The organism is Nocardia sp. NPDC052254, from assembly GCF_040679495.1.
Lineage (GTDB): Bacteria > Actinomycetota > Actinomycetes > Mycobacteriales > Mycobacteriaceae > Nocardia.
The window spans coordinates 613,181-639,566 of sequence record NZ_JBFAUW010000003.1 but is presented as its reverse complement, the minus strand read 5'-3'; the positions used below and the strand labels follow the sequence as shown (position 1 = coordinate 639,566).

General features: G+C 67.8%; 26 protein-coding genes. 14 read left to right on the top strand and 12 right to left on the bottom strand.

Annotated features, from left to right (window positions below; all coding sequences use genetic code 11):
* Positions 1-54 precede the first annotated feature (54 nt).
* Positions 55-612, top strand: coding sequence for a peroxiredoxin-like family protein (locus tag AB0L57_RS11610; RefSeq protein ID WP_364960294.1), 558 nt, complete (start codon positions 55-57; stop codon positions 610-612).
* Positions 613-668: 56 nt separating this feature from the next.
* Here the strand turns inward: AB0L57_RS11610 and AB0L57_RS11605 are convergent, their stop codons facing one another.
* Entirely contained in the window at positions 669-1,433 is a 765-nt protein-coding gene (locus AB0L57_RS11605) for a pirin family protein (protein ID WP_364960291.1), read from the bottom strand.
* 181 nt (positions 1,434-1,614) lie between these two features.
* Here AB0L57_RS11605 and AB0L57_RS11600 point away from each other — a divergent pair, with 181 nt between their 5' ends.
* Positions 1,615-2,478, top strand: a complete 864-nt coding sequence (locus tag AB0L57_RS11600; protein ID WP_364960288.1) for a helix-turn-helix transcriptional regulator — start codon at positions 1,615-1,617, stop codon at positions 2,476-2,478.
* A gap of 6 nt (positions 2,479-2,484) precedes the next feature.
* On the opposite strand, the gene AB0L57_RS11595 is transcribed toward AB0L57_RS11600, so the two are convergent.
* Together AB0L57_RS11595 and AB0L57_RS11590 are read right to left on the bottom strand one after the other, a co-directional pair.
* Entirely contained in the window at positions 2,485-3,312 is an 828-nt protein-coding gene (locus AB0L57_RS11595; RefSeq protein WP_364960285.1) for an ABC transporter permease, read from the bottom strand.
* Positions 3,309-4,139: an ABC transporter permease gene (locus AB0L57_RS11590; RefSeq protein WP_364960282.1), complete on the bottom strand. Its 831-nt coding sequence runs from the start codon at positions 4,137-4,139 to the stop codon at positions 3,309-3,311. The genes AB0L57_RS11595 and AB0L57_RS11590 overlap by 4 nt, the downstream gene beginning before the upstream one ends.
* Before the next feature lie 109 nt (positions 4,140-4,248).
* Between AB0L57_RS11590 and AB0L57_RS11585 the strand changes: the two genes are divergently transcribed.
* Positions 4,249-4,773 (top strand): peroxynitrite isomerase, encoded by a 525-nt coding sequence (locus AB0L57_RS11585; RefSeq protein WP_364960279.1) that lies wholly within the window; start codon positions 4,249-4,251, stop codon positions 4,771-4,773.
* A gap of 158 nt (positions 4,774-4,931) precedes the next feature.
* Positions 4,932-5,087 carry a hypothetical protein gene (locus tag AB0L57_RS11580; RefSeq protein WP_364960276.1) on the top strand — a complete coding sequence of 52 codons (156 nt, stop codon included), beginning with the start codon at positions 4,932-4,934 and terminating at the stop codon, positions 5,085-5,087.
* Between the two features lie 77 nt (positions 5,088-5,164).
* On the opposite strand, the gene AB0L57_RS11575 is transcribed toward AB0L57_RS11580, so the two are convergent.
* The 3 genes from AB0L57_RS11575 to ispG form a co-directional block, all read right to left on the bottom strand.
* Positions 5,165-6,982 (bottom strand): penicillin-binding transpeptidase domain-containing protein, encoded by a 1,818-nt coding sequence (locus AB0L57_RS11575; protein ID WP_364960273.1) that lies wholly within the window; start codon positions 6,980-6,982, stop codon positions 5,165-5,167.
* A 79-nt stretch (positions 6,983-7,061) separates the two neighbouring features.
* Positions 7,062-7,922 (bottom strand): GNAT family N-acetyltransferase, encoded by an 861-nt coding sequence (locus AB0L57_RS11570; protein ID WP_364960270.1) that lies wholly within the window; start codon positions 7,920-7,922, stop codon positions 7,062-7,064.
* A gap of 108 nt (positions 7,923-8,030) precedes the next feature.
* Positions 8,031-9,188, bottom strand: coding sequence for a flavodoxin-dependent (E)-4-hydroxy-3-methylbut-2-enyl-diphosphate synthase (gene ispG / locus AB0L57_RS11565; RefSeq protein ID WP_364960267.1), 1,158 nt, complete (start codon positions 9,186-9,188; stop codon positions 8,031-8,033).
* Positions 9,189-9,691: 503 nt separating this feature from the next.
* Between ispG and AB0L57_RS11560 the strand changes: the two genes are divergently transcribed.
* The 4 genes from AB0L57_RS11560 to AB0L57_RS11545 all read left to right on the top strand — a co-directional run bounded on the left by AB0L57_RS11560 (position 9,692) and on the right by AB0L57_RS11545 (position 15,135).
* Positions 9,692-10,675: an AraC family transcriptional regulator gene (locus AB0L57_RS11560; RefSeq protein ID WP_364960264.1), complete on the top strand. Its 984-nt coding sequence runs from the start codon at positions 9,692-9,694 to the stop codon at positions 10,673-10,675.
* A 470-nt stretch (positions 10,676-11,145) separates the two neighbouring features.
* The gene (locus tag AB0L57_RS11555) at positions 11,146-11,412 is read left to right on the top strand and encodes a three-helix bundle dimerization domain-containing protein (protein ID WP_364960261.1); all 267 of its coding nucleotides are present in this window, start codon (positions 11,146-11,148) and stop codon (positions 11,410-11,412) included.
* Between the two features lie 101 nt (positions 11,413-11,513).
* Positions 11,514-12,317: a polyphosphate kinase 2 gene (gene ppk2, locus AB0L57_RS11550; RefSeq protein WP_364960590.1), complete on the top strand. Its 804-nt coding sequence runs from the start codon at positions 11,514-11,516 to the stop codon at positions 12,315-12,317.
* Between the two features lie 25 nt (positions 12,318-12,342).
* A complete protein-coding gene (locus tag AB0L57_RS11545; protein WP_364960258.1) occupies positions 12,343-15,135 on the top strand; it encodes a cation-transporting P-type ATPase in 2,793 nt (930 codons plus the stop codon).
* A gap of 61 nt (positions 15,136-15,196) precedes the next feature.
* Here the strand turns inward: AB0L57_RS11545 and AB0L57_RS11540 are convergent, their stop codons facing one another.
* From AB0L57_RS11540 to dxr, 3 genes are all read right to left on the bottom strand, one after another.
* On the bottom strand, positions 15,197-16,399 hold the full coding sequence (locus tag AB0L57_RS11540; protein WP_364960255.1) for a cytochrome P450: 1,203 nt from the start codon (positions 16,397-16,399) through the stop codon (positions 15,197-15,199).
* Positions 16,400-16,780: 381 nt separating this feature from the next.
* Entirely contained in the window at positions 16,781-18,010 is a 1,230-nt protein-coding gene (locus AB0L57_RS11535) for a M50 family metallopeptidase (protein WP_364960252.1), read from the bottom strand.
* Positions 18,011-18,031: 21 nt separating this feature from the next.
* Positions 18,032-19,171 carry a 1-deoxy-D-xylulose-5-phosphate reductoisomerase gene (dxr, locus tag AB0L57_RS11530; protein ID WP_364960249.1) on the bottom strand — a complete coding sequence of 380 codons (1,140 nt, stop codon included), beginning with the start codon at positions 19,169-19,171 and terminating at the stop codon, positions 18,032-18,034.
* A gap of 161 nt (positions 19,172-19,332) precedes the next feature.
* Here dxr and AB0L57_RS11525 point away from each other — a divergent pair, with 161 nt between their 5' ends.
* Positions 19,333-19,617, top strand: a complete 285-nt coding sequence (locus AB0L57_RS11525) for a DUF2631 domain-containing protein (protein WP_364960246.1) — start codon at positions 19,333-19,335, stop codon at positions 19,615-19,617.
* A gap of 49 nt (positions 19,618-19,666) precedes the next feature.
* Here the strand turns inward: AB0L57_RS11525 and AB0L57_RS11520 are convergent, their stop codons facing one another.
* Positions 19,667-20,395 carry a LysR substrate-binding domain-containing protein gene (locus AB0L57_RS11520; protein WP_364960243.1) on the bottom strand — a complete coding sequence of 243 codons (729 nt, stop codon included), beginning with the start codon at positions 20,393-20,395 and terminating at the stop codon, positions 19,667-19,669.
* A 230-nt stretch (positions 20,396-20,625) separates the two neighbouring features.
* Between AB0L57_RS11520 and AB0L57_RS11515 the strand changes: the two genes are divergently transcribed.
* From AB0L57_RS11515 to crcB (AB0L57_RS11505), 3 genes are all read left to right on the top strand, one after another.
* Positions 20,626-21,273 (top strand): phosphatase PAP2 family protein, encoded by a 648-nt coding sequence (locus AB0L57_RS11515; RefSeq protein WP_364960240.1) that lies wholly within the window; start codon positions 20,626-20,628, stop codon positions 21,271-21,273.
* Between the two features lie 170 nt (positions 21,274-21,443).
* Entirely contained in the window at positions 21,444-21,974 is a 531-nt protein-coding gene (gene crcB / locus AB0L57_RS11510) for a fluoride efflux transporter CrcB (protein WP_364960236.1), read from the top strand.
* Positions 21,971-22,333 (top strand): fluoride efflux transporter CrcB, encoded by a 363-nt coding sequence (gene crcB / locus AB0L57_RS11505; protein WP_364960233.1) that lies wholly within the window; start codon positions 21,971-21,973, stop codon positions 22,331-22,333. Before crcB (AB0L57_RS11510) ends, crcB (AB0L57_RS11505) begins: the two co-directional genes overlap by 4 nt.
* A 26-nt stretch (positions 22,334-22,359) precedes the next feature.
* On the opposite strand, the gene AB0L57_RS11500 is transcribed toward crcB (AB0L57_RS11505), so the two are convergent.
* Positions 22,360-22,746, bottom strand: coding sequence for a PepSY domain-containing protein (locus AB0L57_RS11500; protein ID WP_364960230.1), 387 nt, complete (start codon positions 22,744-22,746; stop codon positions 22,360-22,362).
* Positions 22,747-22,866: 120 nt separating this feature from the next.
* Between AB0L57_RS11500 and AB0L57_RS11495 the strand changes: the two genes are divergently transcribed.
* Both AB0L57_RS11495 and AB0L57_RS11490 read left to right on the top strand, forming a co-directional pair.
* Positions 22,867-23,544: a response regulator transcription factor gene (locus AB0L57_RS11495; protein ID WP_364960227.1), complete on the top strand. Its 678-nt coding sequence runs from the start codon at positions 22,867-22,869 to the stop codon at positions 23,542-23,544.
* Entirely contained in the window at positions 23,537-25,135 is a 1,599-nt protein-coding gene (locus AB0L57_RS11490; RefSeq protein ID WP_364960225.1) for a HAMP domain-containing sensor histidine kinase, read from the top strand. The genes AB0L57_RS11495 and AB0L57_RS11490 overlap by 8 nt, the downstream gene beginning before the upstream one ends.
* Here the strand turns inward: AB0L57_RS11490 and AB0L57_RS11485 are convergent.
* Positions 25,132-26,328: a helix-turn-helix domain-containing protein gene (locus AB0L57_RS11485; RefSeq protein ID WP_364960222.1), complete on the bottom strand. Its 1,197-nt coding sequence runs from the start codon at positions 26,326-26,328 to the stop codon at positions 25,132-25,134. The genes AB0L57_RS11490 and AB0L57_RS11485 overlap by 4 nt on opposite strands.
* Positions 26,329-26,386: the final 58 nt, after the last annotated feature.

Below are 26,386 nucleotides of genomic sequence, written 5' to 3'. Positions count from 1 at the left end.
ACGCGCATACTTGTCGTAGGCGTACGAGATACGCCTACGAATCGAGGAGCGCTCATGACAGCACCCACCACCGTCCCGCCCCGGATCCTGACCGGCGTGACGGGCACCGCCATCCCGATCCCGGATCCGGATCATCTGATCCACCTGCAGTTCCGCCGGTTCGCCGGATGTCCGATCTGCCATCGGCACCTGCGCACCTTCGTCACCAGGCACACCGAGATCACCGCCGCGGGAATTCGACCGATAGCCGTATTCCACTCCGGTGCAGGCGAATTGGTCGACTACGCGCACGAGATACCGCTGGAGTTGATCGCCGATCCCGGCAAGGCGCTCTATCGGGAATTCGGTGTCGAGTCGGCGGCCCGCGCACTACTGGATCCGCGCGCCTGGCTCGGTATCGCCCGTGCGATCGGCAACGGCGCCGGCCCGCTCGTCCGGGGCGAACAGCCCGTGCCCCCGAGCGCACCGGAGGGCGGACGGCTCGGGCTGCCCGCGGATTTTCTCATCGCCCCCGGCGGCACGGTGGCCGCCGCCCGATACGGCACCCACGCCGACGACCAATGGTCGGTCGACGAAATGCTTTCCCACGCAACCGAACACCACACACACTGATCGCCGGAGCGGTCGCCGTGGGCTGATGTGACCGCACACCGAACCGGCCGCCCGGGTCACGCGAAGCTCGCGTGCATCTCCCAGATCAGTACCTCACCGGGCACCACCGCCGTGACCAGTTGCCCGCCCGTGGCGGTGGTGCGCAGGGCATCGCCCGCGGACAAGGTGGCCTCGGCCCCGTTCTCGGCACCTTCGACGGTGACCGTTCCGCGCGCGACGAACAGATGCCCGAACGACGCCTCGGGCAGCCGGACCGACCGGCCCGGGTCCAGGCGGGCCACATGCAGGGCGGCATACCGGTTGCCCAGCGTGATCGCGGTATCGCCGCGATCACGCGGAATTCCGGAGGCGACGGTGACCAGTTCGTTGTGCGACAGTTCGGCGCGGATATCGGACTCCTGATAGCCCGGCCGGCGTCCGTCCTCGTCCGGCGGGATCCACATCTGCACCACGTGCAGATCCTCGCGCTCGTGTCTCAGCGCGCCATTGCGCTCGGAGTGCAGGATTCCGGTGCCCGCGCTCATCCGCTGTGCCAGTCCGGGATGGATCAGGCCGGAGTGCCCCTCCGAATCCTGATGCACCACAGTGCCTTCCAGAACCCAGGTGACGATCTCGGTATCGCGGTGCTGGTGGGTGTCGAAGCCCTCTCCGGCGTCGACGACATCCTCGTTGTGCACCATCAGCAGCCCGTGCGCATTGGCGGCGAGATCGAAATTGCCGGTGGCGGGGAACGACTGATGCGATCGCAGCCATTCGTTGCGCCAGTGATACCGCTGATCCGCTGGCACGATCCGCATCGATTCCGCCGTGGCGAGCGCCATATCGATCGACCTCCGTTGCCTCGCACTCCCCTGCTGCAATCGCCGGGCAACCACGGATATTCCCGGCGCCGGGTACGACCGCGCGGGTGGGTGTCCACCGGACGGTATGGTTGCCAACCGTTCCCACCTCATCCGCGGAACGCGTTCGAGCGTCCCGAATCTCACAAGGAGACCGCGCGCGATGGCAGGTAAACGCACCGTGCTGACGGTTCAGCTGCGCCGGCTGGCCGCACTGCTGTCGGAAATGCGCGAACAAGCGGGCATCAGCAAGGAGGTCGTCAGCGCTCGCACCGGTATCAACGTCACCACGCTCTACCGGATCGAAACCGCACAGGCGCGCCCGCAGCGCCGCACCCTCACCGCCATGCTCGACCTCTACGGCATCGGCGAACCGCAACGCTCGGACGCGGTGCAGCTGCTGACCGAGGCCCTCAAGCCCGGGATGTCGCGCCCCTTCGAGGCGGCGGTCTCGGATGTGTACGCCGCCTACATCAATTTCGAGACCGAGGCGCTCTCGGCGCGGCTGTTCCAGACCTCCTTCGTGCCCGGGCTGCTGCAGACCGAGCGATATGCGTGGGCCGTACTGGACACCGCGATGCCCAAGGTCGACACCTCGGTGATCGAACAGCGGCTGCGGGCCCGGGTGGAGCGCTCCAAGGTACTGACCCGCGACGACAATCCGCTGCAGCTGTGGGTGGTCCTCGACGAGGCCGCGATCCGGCGAGTCGTCGGCGGACCCGAGGTGATGCGCGAACAACTGCTGCGGCTCACCGAGGACACCGACAAACGCGATGTCATCCTGCAGGTGCTGCCGTTCGGCGCCGGCGCTCATCCGGCGATGGTCGGCTCGTTCGTCGTCCTGGACTTTCCCGATCCGGCCGATCCGGAGATCGTCTATGTGGAGGGCATCGCCGGTGACGATATCGTCGAGGGCCACAACGAGATTCGCCGTTTCGGGGTGATGTTCGACCAGCTGCGCGCGATGGCACTGAGCCCGCGTGATTCCGCGGAGATGATCACCGCGATCGCCGACGACCTGCGCTGAGGGCCCTCACTCCCGGCTCGCCCGCCGGTACCCGATCGCCGCGGGCACCGCGAACACCGCGACCGCACCCAGCGACCAGGCCAGCGTCGCCCACAGCGACCCGCGGAACCCCTCGCCGAGCAGAGCCCCGTGCATCGTGTCGATGGCCAGCGACATCGGCTGATGCGCGACCACCGGCTGCGCCCAGCCGGGATAGGCCGACAGCGGAACGAATCCGGTACTGAAGAACATGAGCAGCGACGATCCCAGCGAGATGGCCTCCACGGCGAAACTCTTCGCCGAGAACACGGCCACCGCGGTCACCATGGTGGCGAAACCCAGTCCGTAGAGCACCGGCACCCCGATCACCACGATCACCGCGGACGGATGATGCCAGCGCAGACCGAGCGCCAGCCCCACCGCGAACAGCACCACCGTGCACACGACGATGCGGGCGGCCTCGGCGAGCACCCGGGACAGCAGCCCGGAGGCCCGATGGATCGGCAACGCCCAGAACCGGCCCAGTAGCCCGGCGTCGCGTTCCCGGCCCAGGGTCACCGCTCCGGCCAGCGATCCCGACATCGCCGACACCACGGTCACCATGGGCACCGAGCCGTAGAGCGCATCCACCCCCGCGAATTTCGAAATCTGCTGTCCCAGTACGGTATTCAACATAATCAGCAACAATGCTGGAAACAGCAGCGTCTGCGCGGCCGTGACCGGATCGCGGCGCCACCGCCGCAGCAACCGGCCGGTCTGGATGAAGGTCTGCGGCAGCAGATAGCGCCAGCGCTCGGTGTCCCCGCGGGCCGCCGGTCCGATCGTCACCTCGCGTACTTCGCGGACCCCGGTCATCGCTGCCGCCGCAGGGCCATGCGCACCGATACGACACCGAACAGCAGGATCCCCGCGAGGGTCCACACCACTCCGGGCATGATCGTCGATCGATCCACAGCCGTGGCGAAGCCGGGCTTGTCGCCCGCGAACGCCCGCATCGTGTCGACGAACTGTGATACCGGCTGATACTGCGCGAACCCCCGGATCCACGGCGGGAACTGCTCGGCCGGCGCGAACCCGGTGGACACCATGCCGAGGATCAACTGCGGCAGCATCAGCATCTGGGTGGTGGCCTCCGGCGATTTCGACAGGGTGCCCAGCACGTCACCGAACAGCCCCAGCATGCCGCCGACGGTCACCGCGAAAACGAGGAAGGCGGCGGTGTGCCAGGCGCTGCCGTACAACCGGAAGCCGATCACCGAACCGCCCGCCAGTGCCGCCGCCAGCGCGATCACGATGCGGTACGCGGTGGCGGCCGTGCGCGCGACGAGCGGTGCGATGAGCGGTATCGGCATCGTGGCCAGTCGCTCGTCGAGCCCGTCGCGGGCGTCGACGGCGGCCCGCATGGCCGCTGCCGTCGCACAGAACGACACCGCCTGCATGACGATCATCGGCATCAGGAACTGCCCGTAGCTGCTGGCTCCGTGCCCGGCGAAGCTCATCACCCGGTTCAGCGGCACGTAGAAGCCCACGGTGAACACCGTCGGCGCGAGTATCGCGGTCAGCACCTCACCGTTGCGCAGCGACGGGCGGATCTGGCGGCTGGTCAGCACCCAGCAGGGCAACCACCAGCGCCGCAGCACCACCGGGGCCCGCCGTGGCATGGGCCGGATTTGTACAGTCATCGCCCGCTCCGTTCGCACGCAGTCGGCCTTCACTGTCAATGACACCAGACATCGGGTGCGGCCGGAGCGACAACGCGTGGTCCTCCCACGATCGCCGCGGCGGACAACTATGCTGTGCGCCGTGCTCGAACCCGAACCCGCCGTCGCACCGCATCCCGATATCGCCCATCTGGCCCCGCTGCTGGGCACCTGGCGAGGCTCCGGGCACGGCGAGTATCCCACGATCGAGCCGTTCGACTATCACGAGGAGATCCGGTTCGGACATGTCGGCCGACCGTTCCTGACCTATCGGCAACGCACCCGCCACGCCGCCGACGGACGTTCGCTGCATGCCGAAACCGGCTACCTGCGCTCGACCGGTGCGGACCGGGTGGAACTGATTCTGGCCCATCCGACGGGGATCACCGAGATCTGCGAGGGCAGGGTCACCATCGCCGACGACGGCCTGCGGCTGGAACTCGACGCAACGAATGTCGGCAACTCGAGCACGGCCAAACCGGTCACCGCCCTCGGTCGCTCGATCCATCTGGCGGGCGACACCCTCGACTATTCGCTACGGATGGCTGCCGTCGGGCAACCGAAGCAGCACCATCTGTCTGCCACCTTGCATCGAGCTGAACAAAAGGAGAAATAGCCCTGTAACCAGGGCTTATATCCCGTGAATCACTGTGCGGATGAGCACAGGGGTTGTCGGCGCACTGTTTGCCGGTTTACCGTTTTCGAGTCGGCTAATAGTCGGCGAACCACAAGTTCGATGCCAGTGGCTCTCACTCACCCGCAAGGGGGAAGACCATGAAGCGTTCGACACTCACGCTGATCACCGCGGGGATGCTCCTCGCCGGGACCGGCGCCGTGGAGATTCTGGGAGACGGTTCGGCCGGGGCGGCACCCCCGACCGAGCATCCCACCTCGGTCACCGTCGGTGGATCGGAGGTGCAGTCACCATAATCGGCATCCGAACTTCACAGCTGGCACCTCCGTGACCGGGCATCGGATTCGATGTCCGGTCACGCGCGTTCCCGGGGTCAGGCGGTCCCAGGCGGCAGGGCGGCCAGCATATCTCTGGTGACCGCCACGGCATTGTCGGAACTTCCGCCCCGTACCAGCAGCGTCGCCCACGCCATGTCGCCGCGATAGCCGATGAACCAGGAATGCGAGCCACCGTCCACCTCGGCCTCACCGGTCTTGCCGAACACCTCGCCCTGATCCGCGATCCGCGCGGCGGTACCGCCCGTGACCACCAGACGCATCATGTCCTGCAACCCGTGTACCACCTCCGGCGACAGCGCCGGCCGATCACCGTGTACCGCGGTCTCGTGCCCCGAGATCAGATAGGGCGTGGGTGCCGCACCCTGTGCCACCGAAGCCGCGACCAGCGCCATTCCGAACGGGCTCACCACGACCTTGCCCTGACCGATGCCGTCCTCGGCACGCGGCACCTGATCGTCGGTGCGTGGTACCGAACCCGACACCGTCGGCAACCCGGCCACGGTGTAGTCGGGGCCGATACCCAGTCGCGCCGCCGCATCGGGCAGGGCCGCACCGTCGAGTTCGCTGGCGATCTTCGCGAAGGCGGTATTGCACGATCGCTCGTAGGCGGTGGACATCGGCACATCACCGAGGGAGAACAGATCGTAATTCGGAATCGTACGCTCCCCCACCGTGATTCGGCTCGGACACGGGACAATGGTGTCCGGCCGGATGCTGCCCGCGGTCATCGCGGCCGCCGCGGTGACGGTTTTGAAGGTCGACCCCGGTGGATACAGGCCGGTGGTCGCGACCGGTCCGTCGACGTCGGCGGCCTCGTTCTGGGCGACAGCGAGGACCGCTCCGGTGGAGGGCTGGATCACCACCATCATCGTCTGCTCGCGGGGCACGTCCACCGCGTGCTGGGCCGCGTTCTGCACGGCGCGATCGATACTCAGCGCGAACGACGGCGCCGGCTGTGGCGCCACCTCCTGCAGCACATCGGTGTCCACGCCGTCGGCGTTGACGGTGACCACGCTCCAGCCCGCCTTGCCGTCGACCTCGTCGATGACGGTCTTGCGGATCTGGGACATCAGATCGGGCGCGAAATGCCGATCGGTGGGAATCAGATCCGCCTGCCGGTCGGTGGTGACGCCGGGCAGTCCGAGCAGCTGCCCGCTGACCTGGTCGAACTCCCGGTCACTCAGGGCAGCAACGAGATAGGGGCCGTTCGCCTTGTGCGCGGCGGCCAGGATCGCCTCCGCTCCGAGGGTGTCGTCGAACTGTTTCAGCGCCGCCGACAGGGCGCCGGCCACATATCCGGGGTCGGGCGCCGCACCGGCATCGAACGAAATCCGGTGCGCCGCACCCGGAACGAGTACGTCGCTGCCCGAGCGCTCGTTGACCCGGGCCCGCGGCGCGGGCGTGGTACGCAATTGCAGCCCCTGGGTGTCGCCCAGCCTGGGGTGGATATCGGAGTTGGACCAGCGGACCTGCCATTGCCCACCGCTGCGGCCCATCTGCAACTGTCCGGTGTAGGTCCAGGTCCGATTCCTCGGCAATGTCCATTCGTAGGTGTAGTCGACCGTGGCGGTGTCGCCGGTGACCCGCGCCGATCCGGTGTGCGCGCTCAGATGCTGCGCCTGCAGGTTCCGCCATGCCGAATCCAGTGCCGCCGCGGCCTTCTCGGGCCGGCTGGTGACCGCGGCGGCGTCCGCCGGATCGTGCCGGGCGAATGCCGACAGGAACGCATCGGCGGCGGCGACCGGTCCCCGGGGTCCGGCCGAACAGGCGCCGGCCGACACGACCACGGCGGCCGCCGCGCACAGCACCAGCGTCCGTGGCCCCCATCGCAGCGCACATCTCGACATCGACATCACTGTCGATGGTAGCCAGCCGATCGCTGGTAATCCTTGCGACACACGGATTTTGCCGCCCGGACGACAATTCGACCGGTCAGTCCACGAGGATTGTCGCGAAGGTCGCGACCTGATGGAAGCCGACCCGGGCGTAGGCGCGGCGGGCCACCTCGTTGTAGGAGTTCACATACAGGCTGGCGGTGCGGCCGGCGGCCACCACCGCCTCCGCCACCGCGGCGGTACCCGCGGTGCCCAGACCACGCCCGCGCCACTGCGGATGCACCCATACGCCCTGGATCTGGCCGGTACGCTGCGAAATCGCGCCGACCTCCGCCTTGTAGACGACCTCACCATCCTCGAAACGCGCCCAGGCACGACCGGATTCGATGAGGCTCGCCACCCGCCGCCGGTAGCCGCGGCCACCGTCACCGGCCCGGGGATCGACCCCGATCTCCTCGGTGAACATCGCCACGGCGGCTACCAGATAGCGGTCCAGTTCGTCGGTGCGCACGCGGCGTACCCACGGATCGGGCTCCGCCTGGGCGCGACCGTCGAGTGCGAGCAACGGTTGATCGGCCCGGATCTCACGCGGCTGACCCCAGCGCTGCTCGAGCACCTCCCACAGTGGCAGCGTCAGTTCCTGGCGCCCGACCACCGAGGAGCACACCCGCGGCCAGCGCGCCGCGCGGTCGGCGAATGCCTGCATGTCCTCGGCGGTCCCGCACAGGGGAACCAGATTGGCGCCGGAGAAGCACAGCGAATCCTCCGGCTCTCCCCGAGTCCACAGCTCGCCACCTCCGCGATTCTCCAGACCGCATTCCTGCAGTCGGGCGGCCACCATACAGCCGGCGATCGGATCGGTGTCCAGTACCTTCAGTACCCGTGTCAGATCGCGTTCACCGAGCTGACGAGCACCGGAAATCCGTGACCGTCGCGACGGTTCCAGCACACTCCGCACGCTCACAGACTGCCACGAACCCCGACCGCGTGCGGGGGCTTTGCTCAGCTCGAGTGGCAGAATGCGCCCGACCCGCGACACACCGGGCTCCCTACCCGTGCCCGCCGCTCACCCGACGGTGACGACGGGATCGCCTGAACCGGCGTCGGAGCCCATCTCGTCGGCGATCCGCATCGCCTCTTCGATCAGCGTCTCCACGATCTGATGTTCGGGCACAGTCTTGATGACCTCGCCCTTGACGAAGATCTGTCCCTTGCCGTTGCCCGAGGCCACACCCAGATCGGCCTCGCGAGCCTCACCGGGACCGTTGACGACACAACCCATCACCGCGACCCGCAGCGGCACCTCCATGCCCTCCAGCCCGGCGGTGACCTCGTTGGCCAGGGTGTAGACGTCGACCTGCGCGCGACCACAGGACGGGCAGGACACGATCTCGAGTTTGCGTGGGCGCAGGTTCAGCGACTGCAGAATCTGGCTGCCGACCTTGATCTCCTCGGCGGGCGGCGCGGACAGCGAGACGCGGATGGTGTCGCCGATGCCCTCGCTGAGCAGGGCACCGAAGGCCACCGCCGACTTGATGGTGCCCTGGAAGGCCGGTCCGGCCTCGGTCACACCCAGATGCAGGGGATAGTCGCACTGCGCGGCCAGCTGACGGTATGCCTCGACCATCACGACCGGATCGTTGTGCTTGACCGAGATCTTGATGTCGCCGAAGCCGTGTTCCTCGAACAGGCCCGCTTCCCACAGCGCGGATTCCACCAGCGCCTCGGGGGTGGCCTTGCCGTACTTCTCGAGCATGCGCTTGTCCAGCGAACCCGCGTTGACGCCGATCCGGATCGGGATGCCGGCGGCGCCGGCCGCCTGAGCGACCTCCTTGACCCGGCCGTCGAACTCCTTGATGTTGCCCGGGTTGACCCGGACCGCCGCACATCCGGCATCGATGGCGGCGAAGATGTAGCGCGGCTGGAAATGGATGTCGGCGATCACCGGGATCTGCGACTTCTTCGCGATCGTCGGCAGCGCGTCGGCGTCCTCCTGCCGGGGGCAGGCGACGCGGACGATATCGCAGCCGGACGCGGTCAGTTCCGCGATCTGCTGCAGGGTCGCGTTCACGTCATGGGTTTTGGTCGTGGTCATCGACTGGACCGAGATGGGGTGGTCACTGCCCACCCCCACCGTGCCCACCATCAGCTGGCGGGTCTTACGCCGCGGCGCCAGGACCGCCGCCGGTGCGGCCGGCATCCCCAGGGTGATGGCTGTGCTCACGTTCGGCTGCCTACTTTCCGTCTGCTACTGGGTGCACCCGTTCTCCGTCGAGTCTAATGCGGGGCATCCGGCACCCAGCTGTGAGAGCACCGACACCCGCCCTCGGGCAGGTCCCGGCGGGTTTCGCGCCGATACCGCCGCCGACCGGTGCGTGGCCCGCCACCGGGTGATCACGGTGGGCGGCACGGCGGTCGACGGCCCGTGCCCGCCACTGCCGCGTCCAGGAGGATTCATCTGATGTACATCGCACGCTCACCTCGGCGACGAGAACGGCCGTGCGCTCGAGGATGCCCGCCGATCCGGAATCAGCTGTGGCGCCGACCATCGGTGCCGGTCGCTGCCGCGCGCGGCCACCACATCGTGATCGCGAGGCGGTCGATTCCGGCTTGCGTACCGGCCCTGATCCCCTACGGTGGTGAAACCAGCCGCTACACAACATTGTTCGCGCTCGCCACCGGCGGGCGCGAGATCGGCGGTTCCTGATTCCGATGTGAGGTCTGTTCATGCGCTACACGGCTCTGAGTATCGGCGAGGCCGAGGAGTGGAGCGAACTCACCAACACCTTCGTGCCGATGGAACACCGCTATCTACGGCCCGGGCGGTGGCAATCGCACCTGACGGTCCAGCAGAACAGTCGTTACAACCTGCTGCGCTGGGACGAACCCGACGGGCGTGTCGCCGACCGCACCCGCGGCTATGTCAGCCGCGTCCCGGCCGACCACTTCTACTGGCTGGTGCTCCCGCAGCACAGTGTGTTCGGCGTGCGATTCGCCGATCCCGCCACGCCCACCACCGCGGCCGGGCGCCACCACGGTCCGGTCCGGCCGGACGGCGACGGCGCAATCCGGGTCTCGGACGGGCAGGCGTTGCTGATGGGCCTGGACCAGGAATGCCGGCTGCGCCCCGGCGCGACGGCCTACGCGATGCAGATCCCCCGCACCGACATCGAACGACACCTCCCCCCGACCGGGCCGATGCGGCGCGTGCTGGATCTGGATTCCGGACTGGGCAAGGTGGTCGGATCGATGGTCCGCAGCATGCACGACGAACAGGACCGGCTCGGCGAGATCGAATTCAACGCGCTCTGCGAACGCATCGGCGAACTGGTCTGCCTGCTGCTGACCGGTGATATGCGACCACACCACGACCATCTCGCCGAAACGATGACCGCGGTGCGCGAATACGTGCGTGGTTCGGTCGGATCCGGCGATGTGCGGCTGCCGGCCGTCGCCCACGCGCTGGGCTGGTCACCGCGCCAACTTCGGCTGATCCTGCAGCAGTGCGGCACCACCTACCGCGATCTGCGCCGGGACGAGTCGCTGCGGGCGGCGCGGACGATGCTCGAACAGCCCTATCCGACGATCGCCGAGGTGGCCGCGCGCTGCGGTTTCACCACCACCTGGTTCTCGGCCGCGTTCAAACAGCAGTTCGGTGAGACACCGCGGGAGTTCCGCAAGCGCCGCCTGGCCGAACTCGTCGAACGATAGGAACCGGGACCGCACGGACATCTCGTCCGGGCAACCGCCACAGGGCAAATTCAGCGGCGAATCCGGATTCGCGCGCACGAATCCGGAGATGCCACGGCTCATCGGGCCGACGCATGTCGGCCCGGCGGCCCAGCCGGAAAGGTGCGGCGGCACACGTCTTCGCCGTTCCCGGCGCCGGCCGCACGGAAAGTGCGACACCCGCGGCATTCGACACGGTCGCACCCGCCGCACAGTCGTGGAACAGTTCGATCCGATGATTCGCTGCGGAGCACGACCCTTTCGAGCAAGCACGGACGTACGCCCGCCCGGAATCAACAATCGGCTGGTCGATAACATCCCGAGCGGCGCAATGACCGCCGAGGGAGTATTCACTGCGCCGACCCGCGCGATAGCTGAATATGTGCCAGTTCGGAATTCGGTATCCATTTCGTGTCTTGACGAGCATTCCCGGACGGACAGACGATTGATCGATGACCGTCGATGAGGAATTGATTCAGGTCGAACAAATCATCGAGCGCCTGCTCATTCGATACCCCTCGGCGCCACCCACGGACATCGAACTCACCGTGCGGACGATCCACAAGAGATTCGCCGACGTCCGGGTACACGATTTCGTACCACTGCTCGTAGAGAAGGCGGCCCGGCAAGCCATCAGCATCCAACTGGCGGCCGGGAGTTCACCCCGGCCCACGACCCGTACCCGTTCCCGGGGCGCCGCTGTGGTGACCATCGGCTGAGGAGACGGGCCGTGGGCAAGAAATCCAGGCATGACGCGGACCGGACCGGTCGTTGCGCCGCCGCCCAGCGGTCCCACGGTCCACCCCCGGCTCCGGGGGAACTGACCGCACCCGGTCCCGAGGCCGCCGCCGAGCCGATGTCGGACAAGCGCTACCGCCGGGCCCTGCGGCCGCTGCACGCGGAGCTGGTCACGTTGCAGGAGTGGGTGAAGTTCTCCGGCGCGCGGATCTGCATCGTGTTCGAAGGCCGTGACACCGCGGGGAAGGGTGGGGTCATCAAGGCGATCACCGCGCGGGTGAGCCCGCGGGTGTTCCGGGTGGTCGCACTGCCCGCCCCGACGGAACGGGAGAAGTCGCAGATGTACGTGCAGCGCTATCTGCCGCATCTGCCTGCCGCCGGTGAGGTCGTCATCTTCGATCGCAGTTGGTACAACCGAGCCGGCGTCGAACGGGTGATGGGCTTCTGCACCGACGAACAGGCGCGCCACTTCCTGGAGCTGATCCCGACGGTCGAGCGCGAGATCGTCGATTCGGGCGTCATCATGCTCGAGTACTGGCTCGAGGTCAGCCAGCAGCAGCAGACCCTGCGCCTGCAGAGCCGCATCGACGATCCTCGCAAGATCTGGAAACTGTCGGATCTGGACCTGAGGTCCTACCGCCACTGGTACGACTACTCCCGGGCACGGGACGAGATGTTCCACTTCACCGATACCGGTTGGGCGCCCTGGTATGTCGCGATCACCGACGACAAGAAGCGTGGCCGGCTCAACGTCATCAGCCATCTGCTGAGCCGCATCCCCTATGAACCACTGGATCGGCCCGAGGTGACACTGCCGGACCGGCAGAGCCCGCACGGTTACCACGCCCCGAGGCAGCCGCTGCACTGGATTCCGACGCCGTACTGAGGCCGACGGCGAGGAAGGAGGCGTCATGGCGGCCGATCCGATACCGCGGACCCCCGCGACGGACATCTCCGGCCGTGCGCCCGCGAATTGGCATGCCCGCGACATCGAATCCGTTGTGGCGGAGCTGTCCTCGGACCGGCAGGCCGGACTCACCACCACCTCGGCCGACGAACGCCGCCGTCGCCACGGCCCCAACGAGATCGCTTCCGAGCCCGCGCCCGCGCTGTGGTCGATCGCGCTACGGCAGATCCGGGATCCGATGAATCTGATGCTGATCGCCGTGGCGGTGGTCAGCATCGTCATCGGGGAGATCCCGACCGCCGTCGTGGTGGCCGCGCTGGTGGTGCTCAATGTCGTGCTGGGTACCCGGCAGGAGGTCAAGGCGCGCGCGAGCGTGGACGCGCTGGCGAAGATGCAGACCCCGCAGGCCCGAGTGGTCCGCGACGGCATCCTGGCCCAGATCGATGCCCTGGAGCTGGTTCCCGGCGATATCGTCCAGCTCGAGGCCGGCGATATCGTTCCCGCCGACGGGCGTCTGGTCACCTCGGCCACACTGGAGACCCAGGAGGCGGCACTGACCGGTGAAAGTGCGCCTGTCGCAAAGGATCCCGAAACCCTCGGCACCGCGGATGTACCGCTCGGCGACCGCGGCGACATGGTCTATCAGAACACCTCGGTCACTCGCGGCACCGCCACGATGGTGGTCACCGAGACCGGTATGGCCACCGAGATGGGCCAGATCGCGTCGATGTTGTCGGCGGTCGCCCCGTCGAAGTCACCGCTGCAACGGGAACTGGATTCGTTGACCGCACTGCTCGGGATCGTCGCATGGACCGCGGTGGCGATCATCGTGGTCATCGGCGCGCTGCGCGGCCAGGATGTGACGGCCGTGCTGCTGCTGGGAATCTCCATGGGTGTCTCCGCGATTCCCACCGGCCTGCCCACCTTCGTCCAGGCGATGCTCGCCTACGGCGCCCGTCAGCTCGCCGAGGCCAAGGCCGTGGTGAAGAACCTCACCGACGTCGAAACTCTCGGCGCGACCAGTGCGATCAACTCGGACAAGACCGGCACCCTGACCATGAACCAGATGACGGTGCGATCCCTGTTCTTCCACTGCCGGTGGTACGCCGTGACCGGCGAGGGATACAGCACGACCGGAACCGTCACCGCGGCCGCCGGCGCCGAAGCCCCGGATTTCACGCTGCTGGCCTACGGTCTGTGTCTCGACAGCGACGCCACCGTCTCCGACACCGGAACGATCGTCGGCGACCCGACCGAGGCCGCCCTGGTGGTGCTCGCGGCCAAGCTGGGCATCGACGCCCCACTCACCCGGCGGTCCTGTCCGCGAGTCGCCGCGGTGCCCTTCGACTCCGCGTACAAATTCATGGCGACGTTCCACCATCTTCACGTGGACGGGCGGACCCGATTCGTCGAATTGGTCAAAGGCGCACCGGATATGGTCCTGGCGCGCTGCGCGACCGCCTATCTGCCCGGCCGCGCCGAAACACCGATCGCCGAGGTACACGATCGGATCACCGAGGCCATGCGGACGATGTCGGAGCAGGGACTGCGGGTGCTGGCCTTCGCGGCTCGCCTGCTCGACGAGCAGGAGCAGGCCGCGCGCGACGACCCTATGTCGATGGTCGAGAACCTCACCTTCGTCGGGATGGCGGGCATCATCGACCCGTTGCGTCCCGAGGCCGTCGAATCGGTCCGCGTCGCGCACGAGGCGGGCATCGACGTTCGGATGATCACCGGCGACCACGCCATCACGGCGGCGGCGATCGGAGCCGAACTCGGACTGGGCCCCGGGGCGGTCGGCGGCGCCGAATTGCAGGCGATGACCGACGAGCAACTCGCGCGGGCGCTGCCGAATCTCCATGTGTTCGGCCGGGTCACCCCGCAGGACAAGCTGCGCCTGGCCGATGTCATGCAGAGCGGCGGTGCGGTCGTGGCGATGACCGGCGACGCGGTCAACGACGCCGCCGCGCTCAAGAAGGCCGATATCGGTGTCGCGATGGGCTCGGGCAGCGAGGTCACCAAACAGGCCGGCAAGATGGTGCTCACGGATGACAATTTCGGGACGCTGATCACCGCGATTCGCTTGGGCCGCAGCATCTACGACAAGATCGTGTCCTATATCCGCTATCAGATGTCGAAATTGTTCTCACTCGTGCTGCTGTTCCTCGTGGCCAGCATTTTCGACATCAACGACGGCGTCGCACTCACCCCGCTGATGGTGCTGTTCCAGCACTTCTTCATCACACTGTTCCCGGTGGCGGTCATCATGACCGATCCGCCGCCGCCGAACCTGATGAACAAACCACCCCGCGACCCGGCGATGCCGATCGCCAACCGGACCGCGTTCGCCCAGTGGCTGGCCTACGGTGTGCTGCAGTTCGCCGTCGCTCTCGCCGCGATGCTGCTCGCGCCGGGCGAGCTGAGCACCGATACCGCCTCGGTGCCGATGACCATGACGTTCGTGGTGCTGTCATTCAGTTCGATCCTCAGCGGTCTGGCCATGCGCCGCGATCCCGAATCCGGTTTCGCAGCACCGATTCTCGGCGCGCTGAAGATCCTGTCGATACCCGTCGCGGTGACGGTGCTCGCCGTCGAACTGGGTTTCCTGCAGGATCTGCTGATGACGACCTCGCTCACGGGCGGACAGTGGCTGACCTGTATCGGCTGGTCGGTATCGGTGCCCATCGTCATCGAGGCGGAGAAGGCGCTGCGGCGCCGGCGAGCGGCGCGGGACGCGTCCGTCGCACCGCTGACCGCAGCGGTCGCGGTGGCGCCGCGGCGCGCACGGGCCGACTGAGCTGCCCGCGCGCATCGCCGCGGCGGGCAACCCATCCCCTCGGCTGCCCGCCGCGTACGCCTCAGTGGCGCAGGCGCACCGGCACCTGCTGCGGACCCGCGGTGATGATCTGCGGACCGTACGACAATTCCGATGCCGGGCAGGCCAGTTCGAGCTTCGGGAAGCGTTCGAACAAGGTCGACAACGCGATCGCGGATTCCAGTCGGGCCAGCGGTGCACCGAGGCAGAAGTGCGGACCGCGGCCGAAGGCCAGCTGATCGTGCGCGGAACGGTCGATGTCGAAGACATCGGCGTCCGGGTACTCCTCGTGGTCGCGGCCGATGCCGCCGTACCAGACCACCATCGCCCCCGCGGGCAGATCCACCCCGGCGATCGTGACATCCTCGCGGGCATAGCGAATGAACGCGGTGCACAGCGGCGACCGGTACCGCAGTGCCTCCTCGACGACATCGCGCCACCGGTCACCGGTGATCGCCTTGTCCAGCTGCGAGGGGTTCTCGCACAGTGCCACAACGGCATTGCCGAGCAGGTACACCGTGGTCTCGTGCCCGGCGGTGATGACCACCCACAGAATGGTGACCAGTTCCTCGTCGGTCAGATCGTTGTCGGCGTTGGCCGCCAGCAGCGCGGAGGTCAGATCATCGCCCGGCACACGGCGTTTCGCCTCCAGCAGAGCGCCCATGTGGGCCACCATGGCCCCCATCGCGGCAGCGGTCTGCTCTCCGGTCGCCACGGGTGAGGTGATGGTGACCACCCAGTCGCGGATCTTCGGTTCGTCGGCCTGCTCCACGCCGAACAGGTCGCAGATCACCCGGACCGGCAGCGGTGTGGTGTAGGCCGAGATGAGGTCGACTTCCCCTGTCTCGGTGGCGAACTGGTCGATCAGTTCGTTCGCGATCTGCCGGATGCGCGGTTCCATCGCGGCCACCCGGGCCGGAGTGAACGCCTGCCCGATGGTCTTGCGCAGCCTGCGGTGGTCGGCACCGTCCAGATTGAGCATGTGGTCGATATCGGTGAGCGCGCGCATCGGCCAATCCGCGGGAACGGTGCCGTCGTGCAGCGCCGGGCAATTGCGGGCGTTCTTGCTGAACAAGGTGCCGTCCGCGGCGAGCAGTTCACTCACCGCGCGATGGCTCACCGCCGCCCAGGCGGCGACGTCGCCGGGCAGCGTGACCGGAACCACCGGGCCGCGGCTGCGAATGCGGTCGTAGGTGTCGAATACCGATTCGCCCAGGGTGGGTAGTTGGATGACGGACTCGGTCATGACGGCTCCCAAGGTGTGATAGACGACGAGGGGCGCGAGCGCCGACGCTCGAACCTCGACCAGTGTCGGCCCCCGTCGCGCCCGGCACCACCGTTGCCGACATCCTTTGCCTCGCACCTCAATTCCGACGCACCGGAACGCAATTCCGCGAACGCCACTGCCCGCGGGCACAATCCGCGCAGGCATTCGCTACGGATTCGCCGACGCACCCGCAGCGATGGTTCGACCGCTCGGCCGGAACCAGGGGCGCATCGCGCCCATCCGGCACCGGATCACGTTCCGGGACAACGAATCATCGCGCCGACCGCGGCGGGCACCGGTGCGGCCGGCGGTACCCCCGCCGGACCCTCCCGGCCGATTCGTGATGCCGGCGGGCGGACGCTACGGGAAGAGCTTGATCGGGTTGATGATGTCGGCGGCCAGGGTCAGGATCATGTACGCGCCGCCGATCACCACCACCACGTAGGTCGCGGGCAGCAGCTTCATGTAATCGACCGGACCGCCGTTGGGCAGGCCCTTGCGGTTGCGCCACATATTACGGAGCTTCTCGAAGATCACCACCGCGATGTGGCCGCCGTCCAGTGGCAGCAACGGCAGCAGGTTGAACGCGCCCAGGAAGAAGTTCAGACTCGCCAGCACCAGGATGAACGCGTTCCATTTGCCGTGCTCGGCGGTCTCGCCGCCGATCTTGCTGGCGCCGTACACACTGACGGGGGTGTCGGCGTCACGCTGACCGCCGGTGACGGCGTGCCACAGGCTCACCACCTTGCTCGGCATCTGCGCCAGCGAGGCGAAGGTGCGGCCGAACATGTCGCCGGTGAAGGCCGCCGACGCGGGAACCGCCGCGAGCACGTTGTATTTGACCGGCTGGTACACATCCTGCGCCACACCGACCTTGCTCGCGTACACCGGTTCGGTGACCCGATCGGAATCGCTGGTGGCACCCTGCTTCACCGGATAGGTGGCCACCCTTTCCGGGGTGACCGGGATCTGCAGGCTCTGGCCGTCGCGGGTCACCGTGTAGACGACCGGACCGGTGGCCTTCTCGGTGATCGAGCGGAAATCGTCCCAGGTGCGCACGGGTTTGCCGTCGATCGCGGTGACCAGGTCACCACGCTTCAGTCCCGCCCGCTCGGCCGGTCCGGGCCCGGTGCACGGCGCGGACGAACCATCGGGCTTCTGCGCGGCGACGCAGCCGACCGGATAGATCTGGGTGGCCGGCGGCGAATCCAGTCGCGGCAGTCCCCAGCCCACCGCCAGCACCATGATCAGCAGGAAGCCGAGCAGGAAGTTCATGGCGATACCACCGAACATGACCACCAGGCGCTTCCAGGTGGCCTGGCGGTACATCGCGCGGTGCAATTCCTCGGGCGGGACCTCGTCCAGCGCGGTCATCCCCGCGATATCGCAGAAACCACCCAGCGGCAGCGCCTTGAGCCCGTATTCGGTCTCGCCCCGGCGGAACGAGAACACCTTCGGCCCGAAGCCGACGAAGTAGCGGCGCACCTGCATGCCGGTGGCTTGCGCCGCCCACATGTGGCCACATTCGTGTAGCGCCACCGATGCCGTGATGCCGAGGGCGAACAGCACGAATCCGATCGCGAAGCCCATGCGGTGTGGAACCCTCCTGAATCAGTTGCTCACGAGCGTGCGCGCACGCTGTCGCGCCCACGCGTCCGCCGCGAGCACCTCATCCAAGGTACTGGGTTCGGCGGCCCAGCGGTCGGCCGACTCGACGACGCGCGCGACGGTGCGGACGATATCGGGGAAACGCAGCGCGCCGTCGAGGAATGCCTGCACCGCGATCTCGTTGGCGGCGTTGTAGACCGCGGTCACACTGCCACCGGCCGCACCGGCCGTGCGGGCCAGTTCGACGGCGGGAAACACCTCGTTGTCGACGGGTTCGAACTCCCAGTTGAAGGCGGTGCCGAAGTCCAGCGGGGCCAGGGTGCCGGGGACCCGGTCGGGCCAGCCCAGCGCCAGGGCTATGGGCAGTTTCATATCGGGCGGGCTGGCCTGGGCGAGGGTCGAACCGTCGGTGAAGGTCGCCATCGAATGCACGATCGACTGCGGATGCACGGTGACATCGATCTTGTCGTAATCGATACCGAACAGCATGTGCGCCTCGATCAGCTCCAGGCCCTTGTTGACCAGAGTCGCGGAGTTGAGGGTGTTCATCAGGCCCATCGACCAGGTCGGGTGGGCCTTGGCCTGGGCCGGGTTCACCGAGTCGAGGTCCTCGGTGCTCCAGCCCCGGAACGGGCCACCCGACGCGGTGAGCACCAGCCGGGCGACCTCGTCGGCACGGCCGCCGCGCAGGCATTGCGCCATCGCCGAATGCTCGGAGTCGACCGGGACGATCTGACCGGGTGCGGCGGCGCGGGTGACGAGGCTGCCACCGGCGACCAGTGACTCCTTGTTGGCCAGTGCCAGCCGCCGGCCGGACTCGAGCGTCGCCAGCGTCGGCCGCAGGCCCAGTGCTCCGACGAGGGAATTGAGCACCACATCGGCATCGGTGCGGCGGACGAGCTCGGTCGCCGCGTCCGGACCGGCAAGGGCCACACCGAGTTTCGCGGCCGCGGCCGGATCGGCGACGGCGACGTTGTCGGTCCCGGTGGCACGGATCTGTTCGGCGAGCAGGTCGGTATTGCCGCCGCGGGCGGCCAGTCCGACCACCTGGAACCGATCCGGATTGGCGGCGATGACCTCCAATGCCTGGGTGCCGATGGAGCCGGTGCTGCCGAGCAGTAGAACTTTCACGATGTCGGACACCTACCCATTGTCCACTCCGGAATCGCCGCGGGCGTCACCCCACTGGCTACGACGGCCGGTCGTATGCAAACATATTCTCGACAGTCACCTTCACGACCTGCGGACCTCGCCGTGCGACATGTACGCGGGACGCAGCGAAGACGGAAATGATGGGAGCGAACGTGGCCGACACCGAACTGGAACCCGCCAAGAGCGCCGGCGTCGTCACCAAGATCGATCCCGCCGAGGTTCCCTCCGCGGCCTGGGGCTGGAGTGGTGAGTCGCGGCGCACCTTCCGTGTCGCCGGATGGGTCGTCGTGGTGATCCTGCTCGCCATGCTGTTCGAGAACCAGCAGGGCGCCTCCTCGGGTAGCGGCTGGACCGGCTACATCTTCCTGATCGGATTCGCCGTGGCTCTGTCCGGCATCCTGATCCGCGATTCGATCATCTCGCGCAAGCCGCGCTGACCGGTCGCCGCACCGCATACCGACGCCGCGGTCGCTGAGGTCACCGACCTCAGCGACCGCGGCGTTTGCGTGGGCCGCGAGTACCGCCCGCGCGGGGCTTTCCGTCCCGGCGCCCGGAACCCTGTTTCGCGCCACCACCCGAACGCTGCCGATCACCGTGTCCCGCACCGCTTCCGGTCCGTCCACGAGTCTCGTCGCGGCCCCGGCGATCACGCTCGCCCGCGGTGCGCGAACTTCCGGCACTACGCCCGCGCACGATGCCGATGAACTCCTCGACGAACTCCCCCGGATGATCGATCGGCCACGCCAGCGCGATCTGCGTCGGATCGACGTCGGTGAGGGGCCGGTAGATCAGGTCGCGGCGGTGATGCAGCCGCGCCAGTGAATGCGGGACGACGGCCGCACCACCGACCGCCGCCACCAGTTCCACAGTGGCCGCGACATCGTCGAGATCCGATGCGTCCTGCATGCGCTCACCGTCGAGATCGGCCAGACTCACCTCGTCGAACAACGCGACCGGATGGTCCTTGGGCACCACCGCGACCGCGACCTCGTGATACAGCGGAATCGCGTGCAGCCCGTCCCGAACGATCGGCAACCGTACGAAACACATGTCGATCTGCCCCTCGGCCAGCGCTTCCCGCTGCCGCGCCTGCGGTACGGCGACCAGTTCCAGCGGAGTGCCGGGGAATCGCTCCGCCCACACCCGCGCCCACTTGGCGACGGTGACGCCCGGGACGTAGCCGATGCGCGGCGTGGCGGGGGCGGATTCGGTCATATCCCAAGCGTATGGCACCGCGCCCGCGAATCTGTCATCCGGCTCCGGCGGGCGGCGCCGGCATTCGGCCGGTCACCGGCGGCACGGCAGGATCCGGGCGATGGAGATGTCCGCCCGGCCGACTCCGATGGGCGGGCAGGTGGACATCCGGCGAACACGGTAGAAATGAGCACAGCACCTTTCCTTCCACTCTGCCCCGGCACCGCCGGGCCGATCAGATCGGATATGCGTTGACGACCCCCTCCCCGGCCCCGATCGCATCGGGCGGCCCCGGATTCGATCGCCCGCTGTTCACGACCATCACCGATTTCGCCGAGCACACCCGCTGGCTCAACGATGCGATGCTCTGGTGGACGGATGTGGGCCTGGGTATCTTCGCGGTGCTCATGGTGATCGGCTGGTGGTCGGCCCGGCGCCGGGACGATCGGTCGATGGCGCTGGCGCTGCTGGCGCCGGTCAGTGTGGTGGTGGCCTACCTGGTCGCCGAGGTGGTCAAGGTGATCGTCGCCGAACCGCGGCCGTGCCGGGGAGTGCCCACCGCCTACATTCTCGAAGAATGCCCGGTGGCGAGCGACTACTCGTTCCCCAGTGGGCACACCACCACGGCTGCGGCCACCGTCGCGGCGCTGTTTCTGCTGAACCGCCGCCTGGGCTGGATCACGACGGCGTTCGCGGTCGTGCTGGCGTTCAGCCGGGTCTACGTGGGCGGGCACTATCCACACGATGTGCTGGCCTCCGCGATCCTGGCCGTCCCGGTGGCGACCGCGGTCAGCCTCCTGCTCGCCCGGCCGGTGACCGTCCTGGTCGCGCGAATGCGGTCGTCCGCACTCGCGCCACTGGTCGTCGATACCGAGCGGAGTGCCACGCCGCGGGCATGACGCCGCCGGATACCGTGCGGGTGCGCTCCAGGGCGCACCCGCTATCCTGTCCGATGTGGTGGTGGGGCTCGCCACTCCGGCGGTCGGCCGGAACAACCGTGATCCGATGATCGCCAACAGTCCCTACTCGAGATCTGTTCGATGAGTGCTGTTCGAGTAGGAGTCTGTCCTTGACCGAGTTGCGTCGTTCCCCGGCCCGCTCCGCCCCCGCGACGAAGCCCGCCGATCCCGAGCCGACCGATCCCGATGTGGACCTGCACATGCCCGCTGAGCGCTGGGAGCTGATCCGCGAACACGGCGCCGTACTGGCCGTGATCGCTGTCGGCGGCGGGCTGGGCGGTCTGTCGCGCTACGGCCTGTCCCGCGTGCTGCCCACCCGTCCCGGCCAGTTTCCCTGGGGGACCTTCACCGAGAATGTGCTCGGTTGCCTGGCCATCGGCGTGCTGATGGTGCTGATCACCGAGGTGTGGGCGGCGCACCGGCTGGTGCGCCCATTCGTCGGCGTGGGTTTTCTGGGTGGGTTCACCACCTTCTCCACCTATGCGGTCGAGATCCGCGGTCTGCTCGAGCCCGGCTCGGCGGGGCTGGCGTTCGTCTACCTGGCCGCGACCCTGGTGTGCGCACTGGCGGCCGTGCTGGCGGGCGTTACGGCCGCACGGATGGTGTTCCTGCGCAAGCAGATTCGACGGGAGTCGCGATGACTGTCGTTCTGGTTCTGCTCGGCGCGATGATCGGGGCGCCCGCTCGCTACCTCACCGATCGTTTCGTGCAGGCACGTCACGACAGTCTGTTCCCTTGGGGGACACTGACGGTCAACATCGTGGGCTGCCTGATCCTGGGCGCACTCACCGGCGCGGCGGCCGGTTCCTCGCTGCTCGCCCTGCTGGGCATCGGCTTCTGCGGTGCGCTCACCACCTACAGCACCTTCGGCTACGAGACGGTGCGGCTGCTCGAGCAGCGCGCCATGTTCCATGCGGCGATGAACGTCATGATCAGCGTGGTGGCCGGGCTCGGCGCCGCCCTGCTGGGTTACGCGGTGGCACACGCGTTCACCGGCTGAGCGGGCGGCGCCGGCTTCGATCGGGATCAGTCGTCGTCGGGTTCGACGGTGAGCACCGCGGCATCCACCGCGTCGATGGTCACCTCCACTTCACGGCCGTCCGCGGCGCGCAGATCCACCTCCCAGACCGGTTTCGGGCCGTCGGACTCCAGTTCCGCGGACAGTACCCGGGCATCCGGGACCGCACCTCGGGCCACGTCCTCGGCTCGATTCCGATCGATCGTGGGGGCGGCGGCGGGTGCGGCGGCAGCGGCATAACCGAAGGGAGAGAACTCCACCCGATGGCGGGAGTCGTCGAACACTCCGGTGCCGATGCCCAGGCCCAGGCCCGCGGCCGCCACGACCGCGAACGCAGCGGCGCCGACGAGCAGCCAGCGCAGTCCGTCGCGAACTCGGCGCAGTATCGATGTCATGGTGGTTCCTCCTGTGCGAGTGGCTTTTTCGACGGCGAAGCCACTTTCGCAGCACCGACCTGAAGCAACGCTGAAGCTTCCTGAAATTCCCTTCAGGAAGAATCTGCGAAGCTGAAGCGCATGCGCCTGCTCATCGTGGAGGACGAGAAACGGCTGGCCGACACTCTCGCCAAAGGTCTCGCAGCCGAAGGCTTCGCGACCGATGTCGCACTGGACGGCACCGAAGGACTGCACCTGGCACGCACCGCGGCCTACGATCTGATCCTGCTCGACATCATGCTGCCGGGCATCAACGGCTATCGGATCTGCGCGACGCTGCGCGCCGAGGGCGACGACACCCCGGTCCTGATGCTGACCGCCAAGGACGGTGAATACGACGAGGCCGAGGGACTCGACACCGGCGCGGACGACTACCTGTGCAAACCGTTCTCCTATGTCGTTCTGCTGGCACGCATTCGGGCCCTGCTGCGCCGGCGTACCCGCGGCGGCGCGCCCGTGGTCCGGGTGGGCGATCTGCTGGTGGACCCGGCCACCCATGCCTGCCGGCGGGGCGACGAGCCGATCACGCTGACCGCGAAGGAATTCGCGGTGCTCGAGCAGCTCGCGCTGCACGCCGGGCAGATTGTGTCGAAATCCGAAATCCTCGATCACGTCTGGGACTTCGCGTACACCGGTGACCCGAATATCGTCGAGGTGTACATCAGCGCACTGCGCCGCAAGATCGACACACCGTTCGGCTGCCGCACCATCCTCACCGTTCGAGGTGCCGGATATCGGCTGGTGGCCGCGCATGGCTGAGCTGCCCGCGTGGTGGCGGGCACGGTTGCGCTGGTGGCATTCGGTGCGTTCGCGCACCACCGTCGCGGCGACTCTGGTGGTGGCGGCGGCCCTGATCGCAGCCGGGACGGCCCTGCTGACGGTATTGCGGCACAATCTGGTCGACAGTGCGGGTCTGCAGGCGGAAGCGGGTGCGCGTGCCGTCGCCACTCGCATCGCGGCCGGGGTGGATTTCGGACGCCTGAACCTGCCCGATGCCGATCACCAACCGGTTCAGGTGGTTTCGGCCACCGGCACCGTACTGGCGGCCGACGACGATCTGCCGCCGTATCCCATCATGGTCGCGAGCACCGCGGGTGAAAGCCACAGTGCCCGTGCCGAATCCGGTGACGAGTCCGACGACCGTGACGACGACGATGACGACGATGACGACACCGACGATGACGACGATCTGGACGACGAGATCGACGACGACTCGGGCGATCGGCCGGACGAAGCCGCCACCCGCGCCCCAGCCGGCGGTACGCCGGGCATCCCGGCGGCCACCGGCTCCATCGGCGACCGGATCACGTTGCGCGACATGCGGCTGCCGGTGGCCGACTCCGACACCGGTGACCACGAATTCCGGGTTGCGGCGCTACCGGTCACGACCCCGGGCGGACAACCGGTCACCGTCTACGCGGCGGCATCACTGGCCACCACCGACAAGGCGGTCGCCGGTGTACGCGATGCCATGCTGCTCGGGCTGGCGCCGCTGCTGCTCGTGGTGGCGCTGGTGACCTGGCTGGTGACGCGGCGCGCATTGCGCCCGGTGGAGGCGATCCGCTCCGAACTGGCCGAGATCGTCGACGGCGATCTGTCGCGCCGGGTGCCCGAGACCGCCGCCCGCGACGAGATCGCGCGGCTGGCCGCCACCACCAATGTCACCTTGTCGGCACTGGAATCCGCTGCCGCGCGACAACGCCGATTCATCGCCGACGCCGCGCACGAGTTGCGTAGTCCGATCGCGAGCCTGCGCACCCAATTGGAAGTGGCCCAGGCACATCCGGAACTGCTCGAGATCGATGGTGTCCTCGACGACACGATCCGGCTGGAAAATCTGGCGGCCGATCTGCTGATGCTGGCCCGTCTCGATTCGGGCGAGCAGCCCCGCCGCGATTCGGTCGATCTGGTACGGCTGGTGCGCGAGGAATTCGCGCACCGCACCGGCGACCGCCATCCCACGACCTTCGAACTGCCGGAATCGCGCACCGTGATCACGGTGCCCGGCAGCCGAATTCAGCTCGGACGGGTACTGAACAATCTGCTCGACAACGCACAGCGCCATGCGACCGGCACGGTCTCGGTCCGGGTCGCACACGGTGCCGGCGACGCCGTGCTCGAGGTGTGCGACGACGGCGCGGGTGTCGCCGCCGCCGATCGCGACCGTATCTTCCAGCGCTTCGTTCGTCTCGACGATGCCCGCAGCCGCGACGACGGCGGCGCCGGACTGGGTCTGGCGATCGTCGCCGATGTCGTCGCCCGACACGGCGGCCGGATCGAGGTCGGCGAGCGCGACGGTGGCGGCGCGCGGTTCACCGTCACCCTTCCGGAGACCCCGGCGCCCACTTAACGGTCGTCCCAGGTCAGAGCGAGATACATGCGTGCGCGCTCGCGCGGTGAGTCGAGTCTGTCGCCGAAGACCTCGTGCAACCGGTCCATCCGATAGCGCACGGTCTGCAGGTGGATGTGCAGTTCGTCGGCCATCGCGTGGCGATCGCCCATATGCCACAGCCAGCTCCGCAACGTCTCCACGAGCCGATCCCGTTTGCTGTCCGGAAGTTCCAGCACCGGGTGCAGTACCTGACGGCGCAGGGTTTCCATCAGCCATTCGTCGCGGTTGGCGATGATGGTGTCGAGTTCGTCGGCCACGATCACCGGACTGCCGCTCAACACTCCCGTCCGCCGCAGCCGCAGGGCGGTGCGCGCGATCCGCATCCCCGCCGGCAGCAGATCCACGGTGAGCGGCTGACCGATCACCACATGACAGTCACGCAATGTCGAGATCAACCGGTCCGGCCGCCCGCCGGGCAGCGGCACGATCGCACCGGTGGCGTCGTCGCGACGAATCGGCAGGCACTGATGCCCGAGATGTTCGACCACGCCACAGGCTCGCGCATCCTCCGGATCGGCCAGCACCACCGCCACATCACCCGGTACCTGCCACCCCGCTCGTTCGGCCGCCAGCCGCACCGCGTTGGTGTCCGAGCGCCCGGACAGCAACAATTCCGCCAATTCCTCACGATGTCGTTCGCGGGCGGCGCTGGAAGCCGATTGTTCGGACACATAACCATGTGCCGAGGCGGTGGAGAATTCGTCGACGAATGCGAAGACCGCCTCGGCGAGAATTGCCAGGACTTCCGAGCCGAGATCGAGTTTCAGTGCGGTTTCGGCGACATGATGCCAGGCCACCCGCGCCCCGACCTGGTAGGCGGCGAGCAGATCCGACAGCTCCTGGCCCTCCTGCAATTGCTGGCGGCCCACCTGCTCGAATACCAGTTGTGTCGGCGGCACCAGGTCCGCACCCGCGCCACCGGCATGATGCGGACCGTGTTCGGCCAGGTGCAGCAGCCGATGCACGAACAGCACACCGACCTCGGCGACCTCGGCGCGATGCTCATCGAGATAGCGCGCGTAGTCCGGCCACTCGGCGGCCAGCAAGTCCCGGACCTCGTCCAGCAGATCGGGCATCTTAGCGTCGAGTTCCTCCGACAGCTGGTCGAGCGCTTCCGGTGTTATCGGAATTTCACCATGGGGTTCGCTCATTCGAGTCCTCTCCGGCTCGATTATCGTCCCGATACAAAAAACACCCAGCGGAATCACT

Excerpts from the sequence above, each read along its gene's own strand:
- AB0L57_RS11495 (WP_364960227.1), top strand. The coding sequence starts at position 22,867 with ATGCGCCTGCTCATCGTGGAGGACGAGAAACGGCTGGCCGACACTCTC.
- AB0L57_RS11535 (WP_364960252.1), bottom strand. The coding sequence starts at position 18,010 with ATGGGCTTCGCGATCGGATTCGTGCTGTTCGCCCTCGGCATCACGGCA.
- AB0L57_RS11545 (WP_364960258.1), top strand. The coding sequence starts at position 12,343 with ATGGCGGCCGATCCGATACCGCGGACCCCCGCGACGGACATCTCCGGC.
- AB0L57_RS11575 (WP_364960273.1), bottom strand. The coding sequence starts at position 6,982 with ATGTCGATGTCGAGATGTGCGCTGCGATGGGGGCCACGGACGCTGGTG.
- AB0L57_RS11560 (WP_364960264.1), top strand. The coding sequence starts at position 9,692 with ATGCGCTACACGGCTCTGAGTATCGGCGAGGCCGAGGAGTGGAGCGAA.
- AB0L57_RS11490 (WP_364960225.1), top strand. The coding sequence starts at position 23,537 with ATGGCTGAGCTGCCCGCGTGGTGGCGGGCACGGTTGCGCTGGTGGCAT.
- AB0L57_RS11520 (WP_364960243.1), bottom strand. The coding sequence starts at position 20,395 with ATGACCGAATCCGCCCCCGCCACGCCGCGCATCGGCTACGTCCCGGGC.
- AB0L57_RS11595 (WP_364960285.1), bottom strand. The coding sequence starts at position 3,312 with ATGACCGGGGTCCGCGAAGTACGCGAGGTGACGATCGGACCGGCGGCC.
- AB0L57_RS11555 (WP_364960261.1), top strand. The coding sequence starts at position 11,146 with ATGACCGTCGATGAGGAATTGATTCAGGTCGAACAAATCATCGAGCGC.
- AB0L57_RS11540 (WP_364960255.1), bottom strand. The coding sequence starts at position 16,399 with ATGACCGAGTCCGTCATCCAACTACCCACCCTGGGCGAATCGGTATTC.
- AB0L57_RS11585 (WP_364960279.1), top strand. The coding sequence starts at position 4,249 with ATGCTGTGCGCCGTGCTCGAACCCGAACCCGCCGTCGCACCGCATCCC.
- AB0L57_RS11600 (WP_364960288.1), top strand. The coding sequence starts at position 1,615 with ATGGCAGGTAAACGCACCGTGCTGACGGTTCAGCTGCGCCGGCTGGCC.
- AB0L57_RS11485 (WP_364960222.1), bottom strand. The coding sequence starts at position 26,328 with ATGAGCGAACCCCATGGTGAAATTCCGATAACACCGGAAGCGCTCGAC.
- AB0L57_RS11580 (WP_364960276.1), top strand. The coding sequence starts at position 4,932 with ATGAAGCGTTCGACACTCACGCTGATCACCGCGGGGATGCTCCTCGCC.
- AB0L57_RS11605 (WP_364960291.1), bottom strand. The coding sequence starts at position 1,433 with ATGGCGCTCGCCACGGCGGAATCGATGCGGATCGTGCCAGCGGATCAG.
- AB0L57_RS11610 (WP_364960294.1), top strand. The coding sequence starts at position 55 with ATGACAGCACCCACCACCGTCCCGCCCCGGATCCTGACCGGCGTGACG.
- crcB (WP_364960233.1), top strand. The coding sequence starts at position 21,971 with ATGACTGTCGTTCTGGTTCTGCTCGGCGCGATGATCGGGGCGCCCGCT.
- AB0L57_RS11500 (WP_364960230.1), bottom strand. The coding sequence starts at position 22,746 with ATGACATCGATACTGCGCCGAGTTCGCGACGGACTGCGCTGGCTGCTC.
- AB0L57_RS11590 (WP_364960282.1), bottom strand. The coding sequence starts at position 4,139 with ATGACTGTACAAATCCGGCCCATGCCACGGCGGGCCCCGGTGGTGCTG.